This is a genomic window from Mesoaciditoga sp. (assembly GCF_054006115.1).
In genome coordinates this window covers 36987-59409 of record NZ_JBPNHS010000003.1, presented here as the reverse complement: position 1 = coordinate 59409, position 22423 = coordinate 36987, and the positions used below count along the sequence as shown (strand labels likewise).

The following is a 22423-nucleotide window of genomic DNA, read 5'->3' as shown; positions in this document are numbered from 1 at the left end:
TCGAGGTGGAATAAGTGGAAAAGACGTGGACGATTTCCATAGTGGGAATAATCGTAGCACTTGGCGGCCTTGGATTTATCGCTATATTTTTCGCTATCGTTGGACATTTTTTTCATAAAAGTGCGCAAAAGAAGGCCGCAAACGCTGCTACAAAAGCTACAAGCTCGGTGAAAAGAGATACGAAAGTGCCAGAAAAGGCTGTGAAAGGGGATAAAAACGTCCAAAGCGTTCCTGTTCAAAATTCAGTCGATGATTCGGAACTCATAGCCGTATTGAGCGCAGCCATTGCTTCATTTGAAGGTGTAAAAGCCGTAAAAGTGATTTCTGCCAGAAGAATGGATGAAAGCAAACCGAGAAGCATGTGGCGTTTCCATAATCCGCAGGTAACCTGGAGAACAGTTAAAAGAAAATGAGAAAGGAGTTTTTAAAATGGGTAAAAAATATCTCATAAAGGTTAACGGCAAAATGTACGAAGTAGAAGTAGAAGAATTGGGCGCGTCACAAAGTGTCGAAGTACCGGTGAACAATTCATCGATTTCTCAAGCTTCTGCAACCACAACGGTTAATAGCGTCCCACAACAAAGTACAAACACAGCGCCCTCCTCAAATTCTACGCCTTCTCAGCCACAACCGCCAGAACAGGCACAGCCAAACACTTCCACTTCCAATACAGAAGGAGAAAAAGTTACCGCTCCAATGTCCGGAGTCATCTTGAAGGTAAATGTGAAGGCTGGCGATGAGGTTAAAGATGCTCAAACACTTATCGTTATAGAGGCAATGAAGATGGAAAATGAAATATTGGCCCCGCGTGATGGAAAGATAAAAGAGGTTCTTGTCAAAGAAGGAGATCAGGTTGAAATAGATCAAACTTTGATAATTATGGAATGAATTTTATGTCAGAAATGGATGTGATTTATCATGAAGAATTTTTCAGAAATGTTTGAAGAGATAAGAAGAGCCCCAAAACGTAAGATCGTGTTGGTTGGAGCAGAAGATTTTGAGGGCTTAAAAGCCGTAAACGAGGCAGCTGAAAATGGTATTGTGGATGCGATCCTCGTCGGAGAAAGAGAAAAGGTCGAGGAAAATCTTGAAAAATTGGGAATAAAAGGAAAATTTGAAATAGTAAATGCCAACGATCCAAAAGAAGCAGCGGAAAGCGGTGTTAAACTTGTTTCCAGTGGTAAAGCCGATATATTGATGAAAGGGCTTATAAAGACGAGCGTTCTGTTAAAAGCGGTTTTAAATCCCGACTGGGGATTGAGAAGTGGAAAACTTTTAAGCCATCTGGTAATTGCCGAAGCAAAAGATTACGACAAATTCATTGGCATTACAGATGGAGGCATGATAATAAGGCCTACGCTCGAGCAAAAGGTGGAGATCATAAAAAACGCCGTCACATTTTTTCACAAAATGGGAAACGAAAATCCAAAGGTAGCCTGTATAGCCGCAGTCGAAGTTGTCAATCCGGACATGCCAGAAACCGTTGAAGCGGCTGAATTGGCCGCAATGTGGAAAAGAAAGCAGATAACCGGATGCGTAGTTGACGGTCCTCTCGGCTTTGATAACGCTATAGATGCGAGAGCTGCAAAGGTAAAACATGTTGAAGGAGAAGTAGCGGGAAACGCTGATATTCTTCTCGTTCCAGATATTCATTCCGGGAATTTCCTGGGAAAATCAATGGACTATTGTGCCCACTACACTATAGGAGGAATAGTTTTGGGAGCAAAAGCTCCAATAGTGATCGTCTCGAGAGCAGATGAAGCAAAAGCCAAGCTTGCTTCAATCGCATTTGGAGCACTATCTGCGAAAAAGGAGGGATAAACATGAAAAGTGCCGTAATAGCAATAGGAGGAAATGCCATTCAAGGCCCAAAGGAAAAACCAACTGCAGAGGTTATGAGGAAAAATCTGGAAACGACGGCTTCATATCTTGTAGAGGCGTTGGATGGTATGAACGTCGTTATCACTCATGGAAATGGTCCACAGGTTGGAAACCTACTTGTTCAACAGGATCTGGCAAAAGAAAAGCTTCCACCTCTCCCACTTGATTTAAATGACGCTTACACGCAGGGAATGCTTGGATATTTAATAGTTCAAGCTCTTGAAAATCAGCTGGCAAAGAAAAAAATTGAAAGAAAATCCGTGGCTTTGGTAACACAGGTTGTTGTGGATAAAGAAGATCCTGCTTTCAAAAATCCCACAAAGCCAGTTGGTCCTTTTTATTCTGCCGAAGAGGCCGAAAAATTGGCTCGAGAAAAAGGATGGAAGATAAAAGAAGACGCCGGTAGAGGGTACAGAAGAGTTGTTCCATCTCCTCAGCCATTGGATGTTGTGGAAAAAGATCTCGTAAAACAGCTCATCGAACAAGGTGTCATAACGGTTACCGTTGGTGGTGGAGGAATACCCGTTGTAAGAAAAGAAGATGGTACAATTGAAGGAGTGGAAGCCGTCATTGACAAAGATAGAGCTTCATCTTTGTTAGCGAGAATATTGGATGTTGATATCTTCGTGATATTAACCGGTGTTGAAAAGGTTTACGTCAATTTCGGTAAACCAAATCAAAAGGCACTTGACAGAGTAACAATTTCGGAGGCATCTAAATTGATGGAAGAAGGCCATTTTCCAGCTGGTTCTATGGGACCAAAGATAGAGTCTGCCATAGCTTTCGTTAAGGCTACCAATCGTCAGTGCGTGATAACTTCTCTCGAGAAGGTAAGTGAAGCCTTAGAGGGTAAGAGTGGAACGTTTATAATACCTGATTAATGGAGGTTACATGATCAACGTGTTGGCTCCTGTTGAGGTTGGTCTGAAGCTTAAAAGATTCAGACCAACCCTTTACAGAAGAATTGAAAATGTTATGTATGCCACATTTTGGGACGTCATCATACTCGACAAGAAAGATGATTTTGACAAAGTCAAGGATTTTTCCAATTTAGGGACTATTTTTATCAATATCGGAAGCGAGCACGTACAAGGAGCGTTTAACGTTCATTCAGACGAAGTAATCAAAGCGTTAGAGTTGATGGAAAAGGTGGTTAAAGAGCGCCAATCGATGAACAAAATAAAGAGGGCCAAAGAGCTCATGCTTGAGCCTGTCATGTTGGATAGGAGAATGGCAAAAGCTTACCGAAAGCTGTCTTTTAATTCACTTTCAAGAATTTCCATAGTCATAGCTGAAGATGGTTTGTTGGAAGAATGGATAGTATGGCCGCTTCTACAAAACGCTGAAATAATGGACTTTTCAATATCTTCTGAAGAAGAAATGATGTTGAGACTATTCGGGAGCAAAAATCATCCATCTCTTTTATCTCGAGATGGTGTCGTATTGTTGATGAACTGTGACTCTTGTTCGGAACATGCCATTTCAAAGATGGCACGTTCATCGGCTCAAGGATTTTTTTCACCCTACCTTTCCGATTCAAGAGAAAATTGCTTGGCACGTATGATATTTCACTTCAAAGACGAAAAGAAAATTCCACCGTTTCTTAAACAACTTGTCGGAGTCTCGATTTCAAGGATACCTTCTTTGCATGAGATAAGCGAATCGTTACCCATGATTTTAAGGGTATTCGTGACAATGTTGGCTCAAGAAACGAAAAGGGTAAACTTTGAAATATCTTACGATCTTGAAGAAAGAATAAAAAGATCAAAGTGGAACGAAAATTGGAAGGATTTTTTGAATTTTTGTAAATCTTTCCTCGCGGGAGAAGAAAAAGTACATACTGACATTGATTCCCTGGAATCGCTTCCTAAGTTAAAAGACTACCTTAAAAATGTGCATGCCGAGGCTGAAAAGGAACTCATAAAGAGAGCCATCAAGATCTATGGTCTGAACAAAGCAAAATTAAGTAAGGTACTCGGCGTGAATCCAAAAACTTTGACCAAAAAATTGAATTTGTACGGATTGGAGAAGTGAATTTGAAAAGAACTGTATTGGTGTACTTACCTTTAGATCCAAAGAAGGCAAAGATTGAAAATTTGCCCGTTAAACTTCCCTTATTAGCTGAAGATTTTGAAAAAGCCGTAAAGGAAAACAAATTAACAACCGAAATAATACTCAGGGGACTAAAGGCACAGGTGGAAACGGGAAAGGATTTAGATTACTATCTTTCTTATTACGTGTATTTGCTGTACGATAGGGCAAGGGACGCGATAAATTCAAGGGATTTTAAAAAGGCCCGTAAATACATTGAGGAAGCTGCTAAGTACAAAAAAGATTACAGATATCCTTTTCATCTCGGAATAATTGAAAGGGAAGAAGGAAACCTTGAGAGGTCTGAGTTACTTTTAAGAAAAGCCATAAGCTTAAACGATGACTTCGTACCGGCACGTTTGGAGTTGGCCAGAACTCTGCTTCAAAAAGAAGAAGTAGACGACGCAATAGAAACTTGTAAAGATATAATTCAAATAGATCCAAAGTTTCCCCTTGCGTACATAGTTATGGGGGATTCTTATTTGAAATTAAACGATCCAAAATCCGCTATGCTGCTTTATCAACAAGCACTTGCCATAGATAAAGACTTACCAGCTGTCCATTGGAGAATTGGAGTGGCTGCCAACTTGCTTCAAAAATTTTCCCTGGCGGAAGAAGAGTTTAGAAAATCAATATCCAAAGGAGAGGGAGGATGGCAAGCAAAATACAATCTTTCTTACACACTTTACAGATTGGGTAAAGTTTTTGAAGCTTTGAAAATTTTAAAAACGCTTTGGGATGAAGGCATCGAAAATTCAGAGGTGTTGACTGAACTCGTGATAATACAAAAACTCCTAGGCCTTTACGAAGAAGCGCTAGATTTCGTTGAAAAAGGCCAAGAAATGGAAATAAAAGAGGAAGGCTTTCTTCTAGCTTCTGTTGATATCTATGCCTTTAACCGTATTTTTGACAACGCCATTGAAATATGTGAAGAGCACAAAGAACTATCATTTGAATCGAGGAAAGAACTCATTTATTTGGAAAAAAAGTGTATGAAAGGAATCCCAAATATCGTGGAATTTCTTGACCAATTCGATTTCAGCAATAGAAAGTTAAAAGAGAGATCTAAAAGCTTACACGAAGGTTCTCTTCCGGCGGAAAAAATATTCACCGAAGAAATTCTCAAAATTTTTCCACTTACGGTGAAAGAATACGGTGAGTGCCCATACTTAAGCGAAAGGATTCTAACACAGAGTGCTCTTTTGCTCACGAATTCAGTAGATGTGATAGCCCTTTTCTTGTTTTTGTACAGAGTTTACCTTTTGAAGAATGTTTTAAAACAAGATGCCAGACACGCTTTGGAAAGTGCGGTCCAATACACGGTGGACATTTCATGGGAAGTTGGAAAAGCGCTTTCGCAGGTGTTAGAAGAAGAACGATATGATCTGGAAGAAGAGGCACCTAAAAAGATAAAAAGCCCATCCGAGGCGGCCGTCTTCTTTGCAATGGCGCTTAACCTCTTAGATGGGCATCCAGATCCAAAAAGTTTTCTTCTTTCTTTGGGGACAACTAAATCTAAGATGGAAATTTTAGAACTCCTTATTTCGTGATCGCGGCTTTCATTTGAAGTGTTTTCACAAGCACATCGTAAAGATTCGAATTAACCAGAAAATAAAGTACATCCTCTCTTTTATAAGCTTCCCGTATCAAAGAAGTGCCTCTTTGTGGTTTGCTAAAAACCTTTTTTTCAGATTTATTGTCCGTTTTAGTTTTACGCTGCGCAAGTATTTGTGGAATATTTTTCCTTCCAAAAATGTTGACGGGTTTCCCAATGAAATTTCTTAAAAAGTCTTGCAGCGGTCCAGATTCTTCAATCGCAGATTTTACCCATCTGTCAATTGAAAGAGCCTGCTTCAACGTAATTACCGATTCAACGGAATCTTCAAAGTTTTTTAACGTTTCAAGGTAAGATTGAGAAATGTCTTTTAATTTTTCTTGAGCATTCGCAATCGCTTCCTTGTTTGAAGAGAGCAAGGCATCGCGTAAAGATGTTAAGGCTTTTAATCGTTCTTCTTGCAAAGAATTCACATTATTCTTTAGCTCTGTCATGCTCTTTGCCAGCGCAGAAGCCTGAGATGTTGTTATTTGCAAGTGATTCATAATCGTTAGTATTCTTATTTGAGTTTCGACTTTAACAGCTGATGACATTCGAATAGATCCTAAAATTCCTTCTTTAGCATTTCCAGCCGCAAATATAGAACCTACCAAAGAAACGGCAATAAGCAAAAACAACAATTTTTTCACCTTAAACCACCTCCATTTTTTGTTGCAAAAATTAGACGCCTCTTCTGTAGAGATGGTTCACTTTCCGTACTTTACACAAAATTTCATTATTGTTCTACCTTTTTAATCCATCGAGAAATATCCTCAACGACTTTTTGTGAAACGTTCTCTGCCTTCTGATAATTCAAAGGTGAAGGAGTCCCGGTAACAAGCGTGAATATATGGCTCAAATTCGGATACAATTTAAAGGTAAAAAGCGGATCTTTGCCAAATGTCTCTTTGAACATCTCAAAATCTTTCATCGATACTTGATAATCTTTTCCGCCTTTGCATATGAGAACCGGTTTGTTAAGGGTTTTTAAAATTTCTATTGGATCGTACTTTTCGAGTTCATAGTAATAACTTGCGGGAGCTCCCATGACAAACTCATCTTGAGGTATTTTATGTTCTTGAAGAAGTTTCATTTTTTCAATTAAACCATTGATTTCCTTTGCACTGCTTGGAGAAAGTTTTGAAATGTACTTCAACTGGTCTTCCATAACTTTTGCCAAAGGCCGTGCTGGCGCTGCGAGCATTATCAGACCTGCAACCGATGTATTTTCTTTTGCTATTTCTGGGAGGAGATACGCACCAAGGCTGTGTCCGAGTAAAAATATCTTGTTCACAAAAGATTTACCCTTTAAGTAATTCACAGCGTAAGAGGCATCTTGAAGGTAAATGTTTTGAACGGTGATATCTTTAGCCTTCATTTCTTTTCCATACACGTAAGATCGTTTATCGTATCTTAAAACCACAAATCCCATAGTTGAAAGAGCATAAGCGATATCTTTAAAAGGCTCATTTTTTCCAATTGTTTCATTCATATTTGATGGCCCTGAGCCACCAATCATGACAATAGCGGTGAAAGGTCCTTTTCTTTTAGGAATCGTGAGTTCTGCGGGCAATTTCCACTTTTTACCTATTTCAACTTTTTCAACTGTGAATTTTGAAGTGTCCACGTAAGGCGGAAGCTTGTATTTTTGAACATTTGCCTTTAAAAACCACAAGCCAGCCATTTTAAAATTGTCATCGAAAACCATTTTCACGTTCAAATATTCGTTTTGAAATTCAGTAGTGGCAATGACTATTACATAACCTTCGCTTTTTTGAGCGTTAATATTCTCTATCTTGACGAATTTTCCGAATTGCATTTCTATGCTATTCCAAATGGCTTCCAACTTCTGAGGAGGTAAAACATCTTTTACCTGTGAGTTGAACATCTTTTGGGCTTCCGAAAAATTTCCAGACGAAAGGTATTCTATAAAAGTCCTTGCTTTTGTAAAGTAAGCATCTGGATAGCTTTGCGCCATTGCTGTAAGAGAAGTAAAGCAAAAGATGATGAAAGTAAACAGTAAAACAAAAAACGCCTTTTTCATAAAAAATCCCTCCTTTACCGCTCCATGAAAGAATTTGTTCTTTTCAAATCAAACTTTTTCAATCCTTACCGCTGTACCGTACGCGACTATTTCGGCCGCGCCTGACATTATCTGGCTGGTTGCAAGTCTTACCATAATTACGGCATCGGCGTTTAAATTTTCCGCTTCATCTGTCATTCTTTCTATTGCAAGCTCTCTCGAACGCGTAAGCAATTCTCTGTATCCCTTGATTTCTCCACCAACTATGGTCTTCAATCCCGCCGCTATGTCTACGCCGACATTTCTTGAAAGCACGGCATTTCCCCTTACCAGTCCAACGTACTCTTTAACCTTGTAACCTGGTATGTTCTCGGTAGTTGAGATTATCATTTTTTCTCATCTCCCTCTCTTCAATTTTTAAAATTAAAGATCTTTGAACTTGAATTGAAAATACCCACAAACAAATATCGCAGTGAATATTCCAAGTACGACAAATGTTGAAAAAATATTCACCCCTTTGCCAAATAACACCTCGTCCTGAGCCATGTAAGAAAATACGTTTAAGAACTTTATCTCCCTTATAAAACTTGTGATGTACAAACCTATGTAAATTGCAATTCCGACAACAAGAGGCTTCATCTGATCTTTAAAGAGCAAAGAAAGATACATTCCTATTTGGTAAAGCAAGAGACCACCTATTATACTGGTGAAAGTCCATGATAGCACTTGAGATAGTTGAAGATGATACCCTGCAAGTTGGGCGGCGACAAAATAGCCAATCCCACCAGAAATAACGATGATGGAAAAGGCGATCCATCCAACTGAATTCTTTGAGATGTATATTTGCCATCTCGTCATTCTTGAGGCAATAAGGTAAATGGTTTTTTTGGAAAATTCCTTGCTAAATGAAGAAAAACTTAAAAGGATCGCGAAGATGGCCACAAGCTGAATGTAACTCTTTCCAAACCATTGGCTAAAGGAATAATAAGTGAAATTCGTTGAAATTTTACCAATGATACTCGCTATTTTGGAAGAGTTTTTTATGTACTGTTGAATTTCCGGAGAATTCAAAGCTCCAATCGCGAAATTTCTTGTAAGCACCACTACCACCGCAGAAGAAATCATTACGACGAGCAACACGATAAATCTTATCTGCAACATTTTCCACTCTTTTTTCATAGCGAATCACCCTTTACCAGACTTAAGAACGCATTGGAAAGTGTGGTTTTCTTCTTCTCCTTCAAATCGTCCAATGTACCGTTATACAAAAGTGCACCTTCTTTGAGAATTATTAAATCATCGCAAACCTCTTCAACCTCTGAGAGGATGTGAGATGAATACACAACAGTTTTGCCTTCTAATACGCTTTCCCTTACAAGGGAGAGAACTTCATAACGCACGATTGGATCAAGTCCCCAAGTTGGCTCATCTAAAACGTACAAATTCACATCTTGAGCAAATGCCAGGGAGACGTACAGCTTTGTTCTATTTCCTTGTGAGAGCTCCCCAACTTTGCCATCTAACTTCAACGAGAAACGTTTTGCCATACTTTCAAATCTTGAAAAAGAAAAATTCGGCGCAAATGAAGCGAAAATATCAATCATCTTTGAGATTTTCAACCATTCATAAAGGTTTTTTCCTTCCGGGACAAATGAAGCGTTCTTCACACCAGCTGGAAATGGAGTTTTACCAAAGACGCTTATACTTCCAGCGGTTGGTTTTATCATCCCCAGCATGCATTTGAGAAGTGTTGTCTTGCCAGCACCATTTGGACCCAATACCGCGAATATCCTTCCTTCTTTAACTTCGAAGTTAACGCCTTTCAAGGCTTTAACGCCATTATGGTAAACCTTCACAAGCGATTCAGCCTTGATTACCATCATCTATCACCTCTTTTACGAGCATAAGCAATCTCCTTTGCAGTTCCTCACCACTTATAGGAAATTTACTCATCTTTTTCAGGATTTTCCTCATTTCTTCTTCAAGCTCGTTTAAACGTTCTTGCGCGGATTCACGTGGAGGCTTGGCGACTTTGTATCCTACACCAGCAATGGAATAAATATATCCTTTTTCTTGAAGGATCATGTAGGCTTTTGCTATGGTATTTGGATTCACGTTTAAGTCTAACGCCATTTTTCTTATTGACGGTAACTCTTCTCCCTCTTTCAAAGCCCCGGATAATATAGAATCTACCATTTCGGTAATTATCTGCTTGTAAACTGGAACATCTGAGTGATAATCTATTTTCATTTGATGCATCACCGACCTATTGAACTAGTACAGTAATACTGTATCAAAAAGTGAAAATATTGTCAAGGATAACTTTGAACTTTTTAATCTTATTCTTTTCCTTTGTTATAATCCAACAGAGATCAAGAAATGCATTAAGGCCGTGAAAAATTTTAGCGAGTTTTTTGGTAACTGCAAGACAGAAATTCAAAGGAGAATAAGATGAAAAAAGAAAAATTCATATTGATGCTTTTCGCCATTTTAATGATGGTAATGATGCTTTCCGGATGCTTTTTGTTTAAAATGAGTAACGATCGTAAAGCTTCTATGGGAATTATTCAGGGAAGGGTGGATGTTTACACTGGAAAAAGTCATTTTATTTCATCACAAAAAGAAAAAACGTTAAAGTTCGCTGTGCCCTTAGAAAAATCAAATGATAGCAAAAACTGGATAAATGATGAGATTGTAGTTGGCCTTAAAGAACAAAAAAATCCATCTGCCGTTTTTGCGAAAAGTGCTATTCCATTTTCTTACGAGGTAAAAGATGAATTGAACACGCCAAATAGGGATATAAACGCGGTTCTTTTAAAAGTTTCAACTAATGTTTCCAAAGCCAGTTGAATTTTTTGAAAAAATGCCAAACGTCAAGTATGTCGAACCAAATTACGTAGTTCATACAATGGGCCCGGATGATCCATATTATTCTTCCCAATGGAATCTCCCGGATATAAGTGTGCCTCAAGCATGGAAAGTGACGAAAGGGGTCAACACTGTCATCGTCGCGGTGTTAGACACCGGCGTATCTTCCACACATCCGGATCTTCAAAACGTTTTGGTCCCTGGATACAATTTCGTTTCAAATAGTACAAACACTGACGACGATTACGGTCACGGAACACACGTGGCCGGCATAATAGATGCTGACACGGATAACGCTCGTGGCATCGCCGGAATAGACTGGGGTGAAAAAAATTCCGTGAAGATCATGCCAATAAAAATCCTCAATTCTTCGGGAATAGGTAACACTATGGACATTGCCAAGGGTATAGTTTACGCTGTTGAACATGGCGCAAAAGTTATAAATATGAGTTTTGGAGGAGAAGATTACTCACGTGTAGAAGAGGAAGCCTGCCAATACGCTCAGGATAATGGTGTAACATTGGTCGCGGCGGCTGGAAATGAAGACTTGAATTCGTTAGATTATCCGGCAGCGTTTCCCACTGTAATAGCCGTCTCCGCCGTTGGGCCAAACAACACGCGTGCGTATTATTCAAATTACGCAAATAACGTGATATGGGCTCCTGGCGGAGATACAGACTTTGGAAAAAGCGGCGAGATAATCAGTACTTATTACTCCACTTCAACGCACGAAAATACCTACGCTTACTTGCAAGGTACTTCAATGGCCGCTCCGCATGTGGCGGCTGTGACTGCATTGATGATTTCGAATGGAATAACGAATCCATCGAACATATTGAATATTTTGAAAAAAACGGCAAAGGCAGTTCCGGCTTCTTCAAATTACGGTGGTTATGGTTTGGTAAACGCTTACAATGCCGTTACTTACAATGGTGGGTGGGAACCCTTGATAATTTGGGCCGAAGATTCAAATGGTTCTGTCGCAACCACGACTTTTATGCAAAACGATGGAAGCTTTGCTTTAAAGCTTTCAGCTGGCACTTATAAAATCTACGCCTGGCAAGACTTCAACGGAGACGATTCCATAGACACGGGAGATTTTTATGGCTACCTTGGTTATCATGGGAACGCAAATGATTCAGTTGAAAGTATAAGCGTCGCAAATGGAAAAACCGTTAAAATTCATCTTTACGTGAGCCCAAAAATAAACGAATCGAGCATTCCATCGATTTCATCAAAACTCACCAATTACAGAAAGCAAATTGTAAAAAGACACTACACCTATCAGAGTAAATCAAAATAAAAAAGAGGGCGATCTTTTGCCCTCTTTTTTCAACTTTTTCGTTTTTTACAATTTTTATTGTGGAACTATTAAACCGTAATTACCATCTTTTCTTCTGTAAAGCACGTTTATTTGATCGCTTTCCGAATTCCTGAACATGAAAAATTCGTGATCAAGAAGATCTAGTTGCATCATGGCTTCTTCTAAACTCATAGGCCTGAGTTCAAATTTTTTAACCTTTACCACTTTTTCGGTTTCTTCTGGCGTATTTTCAGAACTCACTTCTTCCACATTTTTCTCGCGTTTTAATGTTCTAAAGCGCTCTTTGAACCTTTTGAGCCTTCTTTCAAGGTTGTTTATCGCGTTATCTACCGACGCGTAGAAATCTTTTGTGCTTTCTTCAGCCCTAACTATTATGGAACGCATTTTAAGCGTTACTTCAACAGTGTAAAGCTGCCTCATCTTTGAGAAGCGAACCTCAACTTCACCGTCATCATCATTAACCAATCTCTCTAACTTGGTCATTTTTTTTGAAAAGTATTCTTTCATTGCATCGCTGATCTCTAAGTTTCTGGATTTGTACTGTATTTTCAACTTAAATTCCTCCTTTCTTATCTTCTCCCCTTGACCACGCCCCTTTTTTTATGTTAAACTTCATCTTGTATGGGGTCGTGGCGCAGTTGGGAGCGCGCTTCCTTCGCAAGGAAGAGGTCGTGGGTTCGAATCCCATCGACTCCACCATAAAGACAGGCGCACGGCCTGTCTTTTTATTTATTGCTTTCTTCCTCCAATTCCGCTTTTCTTTCCTGAATTATCTTTTCTTGCAAATTTCGAGGAACTTCATCGTAGTGAGAAAATTTCATGGTGAAATATCCCTTTCCACTTGTTATCGAATTGAGTTGTGATGAGAATTCAAGCATCTCCGCCAACGGGACCTCCGCTCTTATGAGCTGGTAACCATTTCCCTGTGGCTCCATTCCTTGAATTCTACCACGCCTCGAATTCAAATCTCCCATAACGTCTCCTGTGTTATCATCCGGTACGAATATTTCAACGCTCATGACAGGTTCAAGCAATGTCGGATTGCCTGCTTGCATTCCAAGTTTGAACGCTTGAATTGCGGCAATCTGGAAGGCTATATCTGAAGAATCGACTTCATGATACGAACCATCGTACAGTATGACTTTTATATCGTCAACCGGATATCCAGCGAGCACTCCGCTTTTCATGGCCTCATGAAGACCCTTTTCAACAGATGGAATGTAATTTTTTGGTATGGCACCACCAAATATTTTATCTTCAAATTCAAAGCCTTTTCCTCTCGGAAGAGGTTCCAGATATATCTTCACGTGTCCGTATTGACCATGCCCTCCACTTTGTTTTTTGTGCTTGTATTCCGCCTGTGATTTTTTGGTTATGGTTTCTCTGTATGCGATCTTCGGTTTGCCTAATTCCACTTCCACGTTGAAGTTCTTCTTGAGTTTTTCTATGATAACGTCTATGTGCATAGTTCCAATACCGGATGCCACTATTTCACCAGTTTCAGGGTTAAAATCCATGTGGAAAGTTGGATCAGATTCGGCCAACCTTGAAAGGCCACTCGTAACTTTGTCTATTTCTCCTTTGTTTTTGGCTTTTACCGACTTCGATATCATTGGTTCTGGAAAATCAAAAACATTACCTTCAACGGTGAAAACATCAGATGGATCACAGAGAAATTCGCCTATTTTACTTTCTTTGAGTTTTGGAATTGAAGCGATATCTCCCACGCTTATTTCTTTGACTTCTTTTTGATTTTTGGCATTTGGAACGTAAAGATGGTTTATTCTTTCCGTTGCTTTAGACGCACCATTGTAAATGGTATCACCTGCTGAAATCTTCCCCCTTAAAACTTTTGCATAAGTAACCTTTCCTATGAAAGGATCGACGACGACCTTAAATACAAGAGCTAAAAATGGCGCATCTGTTTCCGGTTTTATTTCCTTTCCTCCAACTACATTCACAACATCCATTGGGGAAGCTCCAAACTCTTGCAAAGCATCTAAAAATTCGTTAACTCCTATTCCCATAGTGGCTGCCCCAGCAAAAACAGGCACTATATCACCTTGAGAATAACCCTTTGTTAAAGCTTCTTCCAACTCTTCAACGCTTACAGGTTCATCTGCAAAGTATTTTTCCATCAACTCGTCATCCATTTCAACGACGGCTTCCACAAATGAAGTTCTATACTTTTCTACTTCTTCTTTCATATCTTGTGGAATATCTTTCTCCACGGCCTTTCCATTTTCGTATATGTAAGCTTTTTGCTTGATCACGTTTACCACGCCTTTGAAAGACGCGCCACTACCAATTGGAATGGTTAAAGCCACCACAGATTTTCCAGATAAAGTTTTTAACTGTTCAATGGCTTTTGAAAAGTCCGCATGTTCTTTATCCATAGCGTTAATGAATGCGGACATAGGGCGTTTGTAGCCTTGCGCTATTCTCCATGTTTTCTCCGTTTGTACTTCTACACCACTTGAAGCGTCCAGAACGGCGCACACATTTTCTGAGACAAGTGTTGTAGATATAACTTCACCTATAAAATCGGAAAATCCAGGAGTGTCTATGAGTGTGAACGCGTAATCTCCTCTGTTAAATGTGAATACTGACGCATTCACACTGGACTTTTTTTCGATCTCGACGGGATCGAAGTCCATAGTGGTGTTTCCTTGTTCTACACTTCCCATCCTGTCTATGGCTTTATTCAAAAACAGAATGGATTCAGCCAGTGTCGTTTTTCCGCTTCCATTGTGACCTATGAATGCTACGACACGTTTCTTTCTAATATCGGCCACTTTCATGCACCTCCAGTTGTTTTGTCTATTTCAACCCCGAATCCTACCGGGTACAATCCCCTATTATCAAATTCTACGGCTTTTCCATTTACAATCATTGAAATTTCACTTGAGTTGCTTAAAAGCATGGCTTTTGAAAAACCCATATTCACCATCACATCCGCCATTTCGCTGGCACTCATGATTTTGGGACTTTCCATTTTCACCAAATATAGATTTCCATTCTTTAAAGCCATCACAAGTGCGTTTTTGCCTTCACATGACTTTATCTCGTTTGGCCAGAGTTCTTCTTTCTTCGCATCAGCAACTAGCAAACACTTTCCCTGTATGAATTCCTTCCACTTTTCGGTCGAGTTTAATCCTAAAGAAAAGAAAAGGTAAAAATCGTCTCCTAGGTGAACATTCTTCAAAAAGATGGCATAATCCTTTGTCAAAGACAAAATGTACGAATTTTTAGAAACGTGAGGAGCGTATTTCATACCAACAATTCTTCCATTTTCAACTTCAAAATAAATTCTATCTTTTGTATCCCTTGGTATTTGAAGTGCATAATCATCAGTGTAAAGGATGGCATTTCCACTTGAACCGTTTATCTCATCTACACTGAAAGGCACATTTCCAATGTTAACGCTTATAGTTGGGCTTGTTTCGATTATATCAAATTTTCGATCGTTCCAAACCAAAATTGGTCCATTTTGAAATGATGAATACGAAAAAATATTCTTTCCTTCTTTGATGAATTCGTTGTTTGAATTGGAAAAACCAATGGCAGCCAAAGCGGTAGCGCTGATCATGGAAGTTATCAATTCTTTCTTCCCGATGCCTTCTAATGGGTGTACAAGTTTTAGAATTCCAGAAGATGGTGGTATCTTAACAATTCCCATTTTGATGGCGTTCTTTCTAAAAGATGCGTACTCAAGGGACTGGTAAGTTATTCCATTTGGTAATTCCACGTTTTTAGATTTTTGAAGAGGTAAAGATGGATATCCCAATGCGTAAGAGATACTCAAATTTGAAGTGAAAGTTATTCTGAAAGAAACAGAATATTTTCCCCGTTCTTCCACCACCAAAGGGGAGTGGGATGGTACGTAATCTTTCGAAATCAAAACAGGAAAAATGGTCACAGTGGAAACCATTCCACTCCTTTCGATTTTCATGATGTCTCCGGTGGGCTTTTTTGTGAAAAAGACGGTAAAATTCTTTCCGTAAAGCAGCACACCATTTATCGTAAGCGAGGGAGCTTTTTTTACGAGAAAGTATCCTACGGGATCATCTTCAACTTTTAAATTTGTCAATTTCAGCATGGACTTCAAAGAAATATACGGTACATCTGTTCCCGTTGCAACATTTTGCAATTTGTAAAGCGCATCGTAAAGGCCATTATGTGTAGAAGTGTTAAAGGATATAAAGTCTTTTCCATTTGTCACTACGCCACTTCTTCCCTTGTAAGACCATTTCAAGTTGAGTGCGATACTTACATCTGAAAGTTTAACGTACGGTTGCGACCACAAAAAAACCTTTCCCAATCGCATTGCCTTGTTGCCATCAACAAGGTAAAGCGATTTGGAAAAGAAAATTGTAACGAAAAAGCCTGTCAAAAGCAGAAAAGAAAGGAATTTTTTACTCATTGAACAACTCCGTGGACAAGCTTTTCCTCCTTCGGTTTGGTATTTTTGATTTTGTAAGCGCTTAAAATCATATCAGCAGACGATAGAAGATTCTTTTCATCGTTGTAATAAAGCACACAAAGCGTTTCTCCTTTTTTCACTTCGTCGCCTGTTTTCTTTAAAAGCTCTACTCCAACGGAAAGGTCTATCTTGTCTTCTTTTTTCGTTCTTCCAGCACCTAACAGCATTGAGGCTATTCCAACCCTTTCGGCGTCCATGGAGTAAACGTATCCATCTTCTGGCGATTTAACTTCATAAGTCTTTGAAGATATGCCAAGAAGAGAAAGATCATCAACAACGTTTGAATTACCACCTTGAATTTCAACAAGTTCTTTGAACTTCTCGACCGCTTTTCCACTCTTTATAGAATCTCTCAACATTTTTCTGGCGTCGTTCAGAGTTTCGGCTATCTTTCCTATTTTCAACATTTGAGCTCCAAGTTCAACGCACAGCTCTTCGAGATCTTCTGGGCCATCTCCCTTCAGAGTTTCGATGGCTTCCTTAACTTCCAAAGCGTTTCCAACGGTTCTTCCAAGTGGCCTGTCCATATTTGTTAACAACGCCACTGTCTCCCTACCGTGTCTTTTACCTATGTCCACCATTGCCCGTGCGAGATCGGTCGCAGAAGCTATATCTTTCATAAAGGCTCCAGAACCGACTTTTACGTCTAACACTATTCCATCAGCTCCAGCGGCAAGTTTTTTGCTCATGATACTAGAAGCTATAAGAGAAATTTCGTCGATAGTGGCTGTGACATCCCTTAAGGCGTAAATTTTCTTGTCGGCAGGTGCAAGGTTGGCCGTTTGCCCAACCACTGCTATGCCGTGTTCTTTAACGTTTTTCATGAACTCTTCTTCACTCAAAGCCGTTCTAAAACCAGGTATTGCCTCAAGCTTGTCAATAGTACCTCCAGTATGTCCTAATCCCCTTCCAGACATTTTAGCGACCGGCAATCCACATGCTGAAACCATTGGGGCAAGCACAAGTGTCGTTTTATCACCAACGCCACCTGTTGAATGCTTATCCACTTTTATTCCGGGAATTGGTGAGAGGTCAATCGTATCCCCAGAACGAGCCATTATTTCCGTTAAATTGTACCTTTCCGTTTCACTCATGTGTCTAAAGTAAACAGCCATCAAAAAAGCGGCCATCTGGTAATCTGGAACTTCCCCATTTACGAAGCCCATTACCATGAACTCTATTTCTTCTTTTGAAAGCTCAATTCCATTTCTTTTTTTCAATATCACATCGTAAGGCCTCATTTTATCACCTTCTTAACAAGTTTTTTCAATGATGTGTTTTACAAGTGCAACAAAGTGCTTTGATACTTTTCTTCCCGCTTCAAGAACTTCTTCTTCTGAGAGTGGCTGATCCAGTACACCAGCTGCCATGTTCGTAACACAAGAAATCCCAAGCACTTTCATGCCTATGTGATTTGCCACTATTACTTCGTGAATGGTTGACATTCCGATCATGTCAGCGCCTAATTTTCTAAACATCCTTATTTCTGCCGGTGTTTCGTAGCTTGGACCCAAAACCGAAATGTACGTTCCGCTTTCTAAAGGCTCTCCGAATTTCTCTTCAACGGCTTTGTTCGCTTCTTCCAACCAGTCTTTTGAAAAAGCCTGCGACATATCTGGGAATCTCGGACCTTCTGTTTCATCATTTGGACCGCGCAAGGGGTTTCTAAACGAAAAATTTATTATATCCTTTATGAATACCAGTTCTCCTGGTTTGAAGGATGTCCTTATTCCACCAGCCGCATTTGTAACTATTAGCCTCTTTATACCAAGCTTTTTCATCACTTTAATTGGATAGGCAACGTCGGCTGGTTTATAGCCTTCATACGTGTGGAAACGTCCATTCATGAGCAAAACTTTTTTGTCATTCACATAACCGTATATCAGCTCTCCGGCATGTCCTGGGGCGGTGGAATTCAAAAATTCCGGTATTTCCTTGTAAGGAATCTTTACCGCTCCTTCAACTTCCTCGGCAAGTTTTGACAAACCGGAACCAAGTATTACAGCCACATCTGGAACGTCTTTTATCTTTTGTGATATGTATTCAACAGCTTTCATCTTAATCTTCACCTTTCAAGCTTATCTATCACTTTTTCAAAGATCATCGCTATTTTCTTTCCGGTTTTTTCCGCAATTTTTATAACTTCTTCTCCCGTAAGAGGCTCTAAACCTTCTGGAATTGCGCGATCTGTGATAGAAGAAATGCCCAATACTCTCAATCCGCCGTGATTTGCCACAATAACTTCTGGAACAGTTGACATTCCAACCGCATCCGCACCAAAATATCTTGCCATTTTTAATTCGGCTGGCGTTTCAAAATTTGGTCCGCTAAATGCGATGTAAACTCCCTTGTAGTACTCTATGGTTAGTTCTTTAGCCGCTTCTTCAGCAAGTTTTATCAATTCAGGATCGTAAGCATGAGACATATCCGGAAATCTTACTCCCCATTCGTCCACATTTTTTCCTACAAGTGGATTATCACCCATAAAATTTATATGATCGGTTATGATCATTGGATGGCCTGGTTCAAAGGAATGGTTAAGACCTCCTGCAGCGTTCGTGAGAAAAAGGTATTTTACACCGAGCAATTGAAATACCCTTATTGGCATTGTTATTTCTTTCATTGAATAGCCTTCATAATAATGAAAACGTCCATTCATCAGCACAACGTCAACACCATTCCACTTTCCAAATATCATTTCTCCAGCGTGGCCAGGTGCGGTGGAAATTGGAAAATGCGGTATATCAGAATACTTTACTTTAGAAGAAACTTCCACAGCATCTTTTATTCCTCCAAGTCCAGAACCCAAAACCACAGCCACTTTTGGAGTTCTTTCTATCTGTTTTTCCACGAAGTTAACGGCTTCTTTTACATCTTCTACGTAACCCATTGAAATCTCTCCCTTCTAACTTTTTGAAAATTTCTTTCTCCAGCTTGCGCCATTCAAATAATCGAAATCACTACCTTGAACTTTCCCGTTTTTTTTCAGTTCACTTTCAATCCTTTTTTTCGCGCTTGCTGCATCTAACCCAACCGACCATAACGCATTGGAAGGTGGAGTAGAGATCAATCTGTGAACAACTATTTTAGGATCTAAATAACTCAAAAATGTTGCTGCCCTGTGAACATACTCATTTACGGATAAAGGCTTGAGTTTTCCACCTTTGTAGTCAAGCCCCATTTGGGTTCCAGGTGATATGTACAAAGAGTGCATTTTTACACCATTTACTTCAACGGCAGACAGGAGTTTCGCGCATCCTATCACATCGTAAATGGTATCGTAAGGAAAATCTAGTATAACATGCGCTATAACTTCAAAGTCAAAACTTTTAGCGCATCTAACAGCATCCACAAACTCTGCTACTGAATGCCCCCTGTTCACGTTATGAAGGGTGTTCTCATTTACGGATTCCAATCCAAATTCGACGAATATGTCTATATCGTATTCATCTCTTATGTCTTTCAAAAGTTCGGCTATCTCGCATGGAAAAGTATCTGGCCTTGTGGAAATATCTAAAGCCACTACATTTTCTAAAATTGCCGAGCGGTAAACCCTGTTAAGTTCGTTCAAGGGCGCGTAAGTATTCGTAAAAGATTGAAAGTAGGCAATGAATTTTTTCGCTTTGTAACGTTTTTTGGCATGTTCAATTCCGTTTATCATTTGTTCTTCAACACTCATTGCCTTAAAACGATTGGCAAAACCGCTCCCACTTTCTTCACAAAAAGTACAGCCCCCTACGCCAACAGTTCCATCTCTATTCGGACAGGTTTTGAAATATGCTAAAGATATCCTCTGAGTTCGTGCTCCGTATTTTTCCTTTAGATATGGGGCTAGTTCTCTGTACACCAAAATTTACCTCCGAGGCTTTAAAGACGTTCATCAATAGATTCAACGGTCTTTTCAAAACGCTCCATAACGTCATGAAAATCAACGTTTAAAAAACCTTCATCGTACACCCACTCACCGTTTACCATAACTTTTTTTATGGCAGAGGTATCAAAAGAATACACAAGATGAGATTTCATGTACTTCGATGGAGAAAGAGAGATACTTTCTCCATTCACTACTAAAATGTCTGCCAGCATCCCACTTTCTATTTTTCCAACATCAAAGGGCAAAGCCTTCGCCGCGTTTTTTGTTGCCATGGCAAATATCTCTTCCATCTTCATAATCGTTGCATTCTCCGTTGTGGCCCTTTGAATTAAAGCTCCGAATTTCATTTCATCGAATAAATTCAAAGAGTTATTCGAAGCCGCAGAATCGGTTCCAAGGGTAACGTTCACATTTTTTGTAAATGCAATTGGAATCGGTGCAACGCCATTTCCAAGTTTGGCGTTTGAAATTGGATTGTACGAAAGGGTAACTCCTCTCTTTGCAAAGACTTCCAATTCTTTTTCATTTAAGTGCGTGCCGTGAGCAACGATGGTATTTTCATTGAAAGCGCCTATTGAATCGAGAAAGTCTACCGATTCCATTCCAGTGCGTTTTTTGTAGTCTTCTCTTTCCAATGGACTTTCGAGCAAATGATAGGTTAAAAGGGAATTCGTACTACGAGCAAGCTGAACGGCTTCTTTGAAATACTCATTTGAGCACGTGTAAAGTGCGTGTGGTCCAACCCCACCGCGTATCAGTGGATCGTTTGCGTGGGCATTTATGAAATCCTCACATTCTTTTAATTTTTGATCGCCATTGCCATCTACATCTGCTAGGCCGCGTGTTATGACTCCTCGAATTCCCAGATCTTTTGCGGCTTGCTCAACTGCATCTTGAAAAAAGTACATGTCTACGAAAGTCGTTATTCCATTTTTTATCATTTCCATAAAGCTTACCAGACTCCCAATGTAAACGTCATCAGCGGTAAGCTTTGCTTCTCTTGGAAATATGTAAGTTGAAAGCCACTCATACAATTCAACGTCTTCCGCTATGCCTCTGAAAAGGCTCATCGCGGCGTGAGCATGCGTGTTGACCAGTCCGGGAAGTACAAAAGCCCCTTTGAGGTCCTCCTCTTCGCCTTCAACAAAATCAACGAATTTTCCGTTTTCTACGTACAAATCTCTTTTTTCAAAGGTTAAATCTTCTTTTAGTACCCAGCAATTTCTCAACACTTTATTCATTCTTTAAAATCCCTCAACCTTCTGTAATGATTGACATAAGTTTCACTGAGCTTTCTCACATCTTCATCCTTTAAAACTTTTGGAGAATCGGTTATTTCCAATGCTTTTACGTAAAGTTGGGAAGCCTTTTCACACATTACCGATGCGAGAATTGCATCGTCTAAAGTCACTCCAACACCAACCTGTCCGTGGTTTGCCATTATCACGGCGTTTTTCTTTCCAAGATGTTTAACTACTTCCATGGCCAACTCTTGAGTTCCAGGATTTTGATAAGAAGTTACCTCAATCGAGCCCCCCAAAACCATGGCCACATCTTCAACCAGCAAAGGCACCTCCTTCAAAGATGCGGAGGCCACAGAAGCATAAAGACTGTGAGTGTGAACTATTGCTTTTACGTCTTTGCGTGCTTTGTAAATCTCCACGTGCATTTTCAACTCGCTGGAAGGTTCTTGTTTTCCACCAACAACGTTGCCATTCATATCACATATAACTAGATCTTCTTCTCTTAACTCATCGTATGGAATACCGCTTGGCGTGATGAGTATCGTACCATCTTCGAGCAGAACCGAAAGATTACCCCATGTTCCGAAAATCAAACCGGCATCTTGAACGTCTTCACACGCTTGCAAAATTTGTATACTTTCTTTCAAGAGAATCATCGCCTTTCGTTAATGTGAAAATCCTTTTTGGACACCGAATATCCCCTTATCAACTCCACATTTTTGGAAATTTCTTCTATTTTTTCTTTAGTTTTTTTCATGGCTAATTTCATCTCATTTTGAAGAAGCTGGCTGTCATTTTGAAACTTTGAAAGTTCAGCTTCTGGAAAGTGAGCGTTTTCTTTCAACTTGTTTTTGAGCTCGTCAAAAAGTCTGCCTCTTACTTCGTAGAGTTTCTCTAGTTTCTTAAAATCATTCATTTTCAACGCATTCAACATTTCAAGAGTTACATTGTCTAACGATACGATGAGCTCTCTCGGTTCTTGCACAAAAAATCACCTCATATGATTATACCATTTGAAAAATATCACCCCATAACGAAGAA

The 22423-nt window shown here is 39.6% G+C and carries 24 protein-coding genes and 1 tRNA gene; 9 read left to right on the top strand and 16 right to left on the bottom strand.

Going from position 1 to position 22423, the window contains the following annotated elements:
* Positions 1 to 14: 14 nt before the first annotated feature.
* From ACXJIN_RS00680 to ACXJIN_RS00655, 6 genes are read left to right on the top strand one after another with little or no spacing between them, the layout of a single operon-like run.
* Positions 15 to 413: an OadG family protein gene (locus ACXJIN_RS00680; RefSeq protein ID WP_456398633.1), complete on the top strand. Its 399-nt coding sequence runs from the start codon at positions 15 to 17 to the stop codon at positions 411 to 413.
* A gap of 16 nt (positions 414 to 429) precedes the next feature.
* Positions 430 to 888 (top strand): biotin/lipoyl-containing protein, encoded by a 459-nt coding sequence (locus ACXJIN_RS00675; protein ID WP_456398632.1) that lies wholly within the window; start codon positions 430 to 432, stop codon positions 886 to 888.
* A 30-nt stretch (positions 889 to 918) separates the two neighbouring features.
* On the top strand, positions 919 to 1821 hold the full coding sequence (locus ACXJIN_RS00670; RefSeq protein ID WP_456398630.1) for a bifunctional enoyl-CoA hydratase/phosphate acetyltransferase: 903 nt from the start codon (positions 919 to 921) through the stop codon (positions 1819 to 1821).
* A 2-nt stretch (positions 1822 to 1823) separates the two neighbouring features.
* A complete protein-coding gene (gene arcC, locus ACXJIN_RS00665) occupies positions 1824 to 2762 on the top strand; it encodes a carbamate kinase (RefSeq protein ID WP_456398628.1) in 939 nt (312 codons plus the stop codon).
* Between the two features lie 10 nt (positions 2763 to 2772).
* Entirely contained in the window at positions 2773 to 3915 is a 1143-nt protein-coding gene (locus ACXJIN_RS00660; RefSeq protein WP_456398626.1) for a helix-turn-helix domain-containing protein, read from the top strand.
* Positions 3916 to 3917: 2 nt separating this feature from the next.
* Positions 3918 to 5522 (top strand): tetratricopeptide repeat protein, encoded by a 1605-nt coding sequence (locus ACXJIN_RS00655; RefSeq protein ID WP_456398624.1) that lies wholly within the window; start codon positions 3918 to 3920, stop codon positions 5520 to 5522.
* Here the strand turns inward: ACXJIN_RS00655 and ACXJIN_RS00650 are convergent.
* The 6 genes from ACXJIN_RS00650 to ACXJIN_RS00625 form a co-directional block, all read right to left on the bottom strand.
* A complete protein-coding gene (locus ACXJIN_RS00650; RefSeq protein WP_456398623.1) occupies positions 5512 to 6216 on the bottom strand; it encodes a hypothetical protein in 705 nt (234 codons plus the stop codon). The two genes, ACXJIN_RS00655 and ACXJIN_RS00650, sit on opposite strands and share 11 nt — an antisense overlap.
* Positions 6217 to 6302: 86 nt before the next feature.
* Complete coding sequence (locus tag ACXJIN_RS00645) at positions 6303 to 7610, bottom strand: DUF3887 domain-containing protein (protein ID WP_456398622.1); 1308 nt, start codon at positions 7608 to 7610, stop codon at positions 6303 to 6305.
* A gap of 48 nt (positions 7611 to 7658) precedes the next feature.
* Complete coding sequence (locus tag ACXJIN_RS00640; protein WP_456398620.1) at positions 7659 to 7979, bottom strand: YbjQ family protein; 321 nt, start codon at positions 7977 to 7979, stop codon at positions 7659 to 7661.
* A gap of 33 nt (positions 7980 to 8012) precedes the next feature.
* Entirely contained in the window at positions 8013 to 8768 is a 756-nt protein-coding gene (locus ACXJIN_RS00635) for an ABC-2 transporter permease family protein (protein ID WP_456398619.1), read from the bottom strand.
* Positions 8765 to 9472: an ABC transporter ATP-binding protein gene (locus tag ACXJIN_RS00630; protein ID WP_456398617.1), complete on the bottom strand. Its 708-nt coding sequence runs from the start codon at positions 9470 to 9472 to the stop codon at positions 8765 to 8767. Before ACXJIN_RS00630 ends, ACXJIN_RS00635 begins: the two co-directional genes overlap by 4 nt.
* Positions 9453 to 9839, bottom strand: a complete 387-nt coding sequence (locus tag ACXJIN_RS00625; protein WP_456398615.1) for a GntR family transcriptional regulator — start codon at positions 9837 to 9839, stop codon at positions 9453 to 9455. Before ACXJIN_RS00625 ends, ACXJIN_RS00630 begins: the two co-directional genes overlap by 20 nt.
* Before the next feature lie 201 nt (positions 9840 to 10040).
* Here ACXJIN_RS00625 and ACXJIN_RS00620 point away from each other — a divergent pair, with 201 nt between their 5' ends.
* Together ACXJIN_RS00620 and ACXJIN_RS00615 are read left to right on the top strand one after the other, a co-directional pair.
* Positions 10041 to 10439: a hypothetical protein gene (locus ACXJIN_RS00620; protein ID WP_456398614.1), complete on the top strand. Its 399-nt coding sequence runs from the start codon at positions 10041 to 10043 to the stop codon at positions 10437 to 10439.
* On the top strand, positions 10420 to 11760 hold the full coding sequence (locus ACXJIN_RS00615; RefSeq protein WP_456398613.1) for a S8 family peptidase: 1341 nt from the start codon (positions 10420 to 10422) through the stop codon (positions 11758 to 11760). The genes ACXJIN_RS00620 and ACXJIN_RS00615 overlap by 20 nt, the downstream gene beginning before the upstream one ends.
* A gap of 54 nt (positions 11761 to 11814) precedes the next feature.
* Here ACXJIN_RS00615 and hpf read toward each other — a convergent pair whose 3' ends face one another.
* Positions 11815 to 12333 (bottom strand): ribosome hibernation-promoting factor, HPF/YfiA family, encoded by a 519-nt coding sequence (gene hpf, locus ACXJIN_RS00610; protein ID WP_456398612.1) that lies wholly within the window; start codon positions 12331 to 12333, stop codon positions 11815 to 11817.
* Between the two features lie 71 nt (positions 12334 to 12404).
* On the opposite strand from hpf, the gene ACXJIN_RS00605 reads away from it, so the two are divergent.
* A tRNA-Ala gene (locus ACXJIN_RS00605) sits at positions 12405 to 12480 on the top strand.
* A 26-nt stretch (positions 12481 to 12506) separates the two neighbouring features.
* On the opposite strand, the gene fusA is transcribed toward ACXJIN_RS00605, so the two are convergent.
* Genes fusA through ACXJIN_RS00560 form a run of 9 tightly spaced genes read right to left on the bottom strand, consistent with a single transcriptional unit; the run spans position 12507 to position 22367 of the window.
* Complete coding sequence (fusA, locus tag ACXJIN_RS00600) at positions 12507 to 14582, bottom strand: elongation factor G (RefSeq protein ID WP_456398611.1); 2076 nt, start codon at positions 14580 to 14582, stop codon at positions 12507 to 12509.
* A complete protein-coding gene (locus ACXJIN_RS00595; protein ID WP_456398609.1) occupies positions 14579 to 16204 on the bottom strand; it encodes a hypothetical protein in 1626 nt (541 codons plus the stop codon). Before ACXJIN_RS00595 ends, fusA begins: the two co-directional genes overlap by 4 nt.
* The gene (locus ACXJIN_RS00590) at positions 16201 to 17505 is read right to left on the bottom strand and encodes a pyrimidine-nucleoside phosphorylase (protein ID WP_456398607.1); all 1305 of its coding nucleotides are present in this window, start codon (positions 17503 to 17505) and stop codon (positions 16201 to 16203) included. The genes ACXJIN_RS00595 and ACXJIN_RS00590 overlap by 4 nt, the downstream gene beginning before the upstream one ends.
* 12 nt (positions 17506 to 17517) lie before the next feature.
* On the bottom strand, positions 17518 to 18321 hold the full coding sequence (locus ACXJIN_RS00585; protein WP_456398605.1) for a purine-nucleoside phosphorylase: 804 nt from the start codon (positions 18319 to 18321) through the stop codon (positions 17518 to 17520).
* Positions 18322 to 18329: 8 nt separating this feature from the next.
* Positions 18330 to 19154, bottom strand: coding sequence for a purine-nucleoside phosphorylase (locus ACXJIN_RS00580; protein WP_456398603.1), 825 nt, complete (start codon positions 19152 to 19154; stop codon positions 18330 to 18332).
* 15 nt (positions 19155 to 19169) lie between these two features.
* The gene (gene mnmL, locus ACXJIN_RS00575; RefSeq protein WP_456398601.1) at positions 19170 to 20111 is read right to left on the bottom strand and encodes a tRNA modification radical SAM protein MnmL/YtqA; all 942 of its coding nucleotides are present in this window, start codon (positions 20109 to 20111) and stop codon (positions 19170 to 19172) included.
* A gap of 20 nt (positions 20112 to 20131) precedes the next feature.
* Positions 20132 to 21379, bottom strand: a complete 1248-nt coding sequence (locus ACXJIN_RS00570) for an amidohydrolase family protein (protein ID WP_456398600.1) — start codon at positions 21377 to 21379, stop codon at positions 20132 to 20134.
* A complete protein-coding gene (locus tag ACXJIN_RS00565) occupies positions 21376 to 22029 on the bottom strand; it encodes a class II aldolase/adducin family protein (RefSeq protein ID WP_456398598.1) in 654 nt (217 codons plus the stop codon). The genes ACXJIN_RS00570 and ACXJIN_RS00565 overlap by 4 nt, the downstream gene beginning before the upstream one ends.
* Positions 22030 to 22034: 5 nt before the next feature.
* Complete coding sequence (locus tag ACXJIN_RS00560; RefSeq protein ID WP_456398596.1) at positions 22035 to 22367, bottom strand: hypothetical protein; 333 nt, start codon at positions 22365 to 22367, stop codon at positions 22035 to 22037.
* Between the last annotated feature and the right edge of the window lie 56 nt (positions 22368 to 22423).

What these genes read in the sequence shown, in the direction of transcription:
- ACXJIN_RS00675 (WP_456398632.1), top strand. Translation starts at nt 430, where the DNA reads ATGGGTAAAAAATATCTCATAAAGGTTAACGGCAAAATGTACGAAGTA.
- ACXJIN_RS00670 (WP_456398630.1), top strand. Translation starts at nt 919, where the DNA reads ATGAAGAATTTTTCAGAAATGTTTGAAGAGATAAGAAGAGCCCCAAAA.
- arcC (WP_456398628.1), top strand. Translation starts at nt 1,824, where the DNA reads ATGAAAAGTGCCGTAATAGCAATAGGAGGAAATGCCATTCAAGGCCCA.
- ACXJIN_RS00660 (WP_456398626.1), top strand. Translation starts at nt 2,773, where the DNA reads ATGATCAACGTGTTGGCTCCTGTTGAGGTTGGTCTGAAGCTTAAAAGA.
- ACXJIN_RS00645 (WP_456398622.1), bottom strand. Translation starts at nt 7,610, where the DNA reads ATGAAAAAGGCGTTTTTTGTTTTACTGTTTACTTTCATCATCTTTTGC.
- ACXJIN_RS00640 (WP_456398620.1), bottom strand. Translation starts at nt 7,979, where the DNA reads ATGATAATCTCAACTACCGAGAACATACCAGGTTACAAGGTTAAAGAG.
- ACXJIN_RS00635 (WP_456398619.1), bottom strand. Translation starts at nt 8,768, where the DNA reads ATGAAAAAAGAGTGGAAAATGTTGCAGATAAGATTTATCGTGTTGCTC.
- ACXJIN_RS00630 (WP_456398617.1), bottom strand. Translation starts at nt 9,472, where the DNA reads ATGATGGTAATCAAGGCTGAATCGCTTGTGAAGGTTTACCATAATGGC.
- ACXJIN_RS00625 (WP_456398615.1), bottom strand. Translation starts at nt 9,839, where the DNA reads ATGAAAATAGATTATCACTCAGATGTTCCAGTTTACAAGCAGATAATT.
- ACXJIN_RS00620 (WP_456398614.1), top strand. Translation starts at nt 10,041, where the DNA reads ATGAAAAAAGAAAAATTCATATTGATGCTTTTCGCCATTTTAATGATG.
- ACXJIN_RS00615 (WP_456398613.1), top strand. Translation starts at nt 10,420, where the DNA reads ATGTTTCCAAAGCCAGTTGAATTTTTTGAAAAAATGCCAAACGTCAAG.
- fusA (WP_456398611.1), bottom strand. Translation starts at nt 14,582, where the DNA reads ATGAAAGTGGCCGATATTAGAAAGAAACGTGTCGTAGCATTCATAGGT.
- ACXJIN_RS00595 (WP_456398609.1), bottom strand. Translation starts at nt 16,204, where the DNA reads ATGAGTAAAAAATTCCTTTCTTTTCTGCTTTTGACAGGCTTTTTCGTT.
- ACXJIN_RS00590 (WP_456398607.1), bottom strand. Translation starts at nt 17,505, where the DNA reads ATGAGGCCTTACGATGTGATATTGAAAAAAAGAAATGGAATTGAGCTT.
- ACXJIN_RS00585 (WP_456398605.1), bottom strand. Translation starts at nt 18,321, where the DNA reads ATGAAAGCTGTTGAATACATATCACAAAAGATAAAAGACGTTCCAGAT.
- ACXJIN_RS00580 (WP_456398603.1), bottom strand. Translation starts at nt 19,154, where the DNA reads ATGGGTTACGTAGAAGATGTAAAAGAAGCCGTTAACTTCGTGGAAAAA.
- ACXJIN_RS00570 (WP_456398600.1), bottom strand. Translation starts at nt 21,379, where the DNA reads ATGAATAAAGTGTTGAGAAATTGCTGGGTACTAAAAGAAGATTTAACC.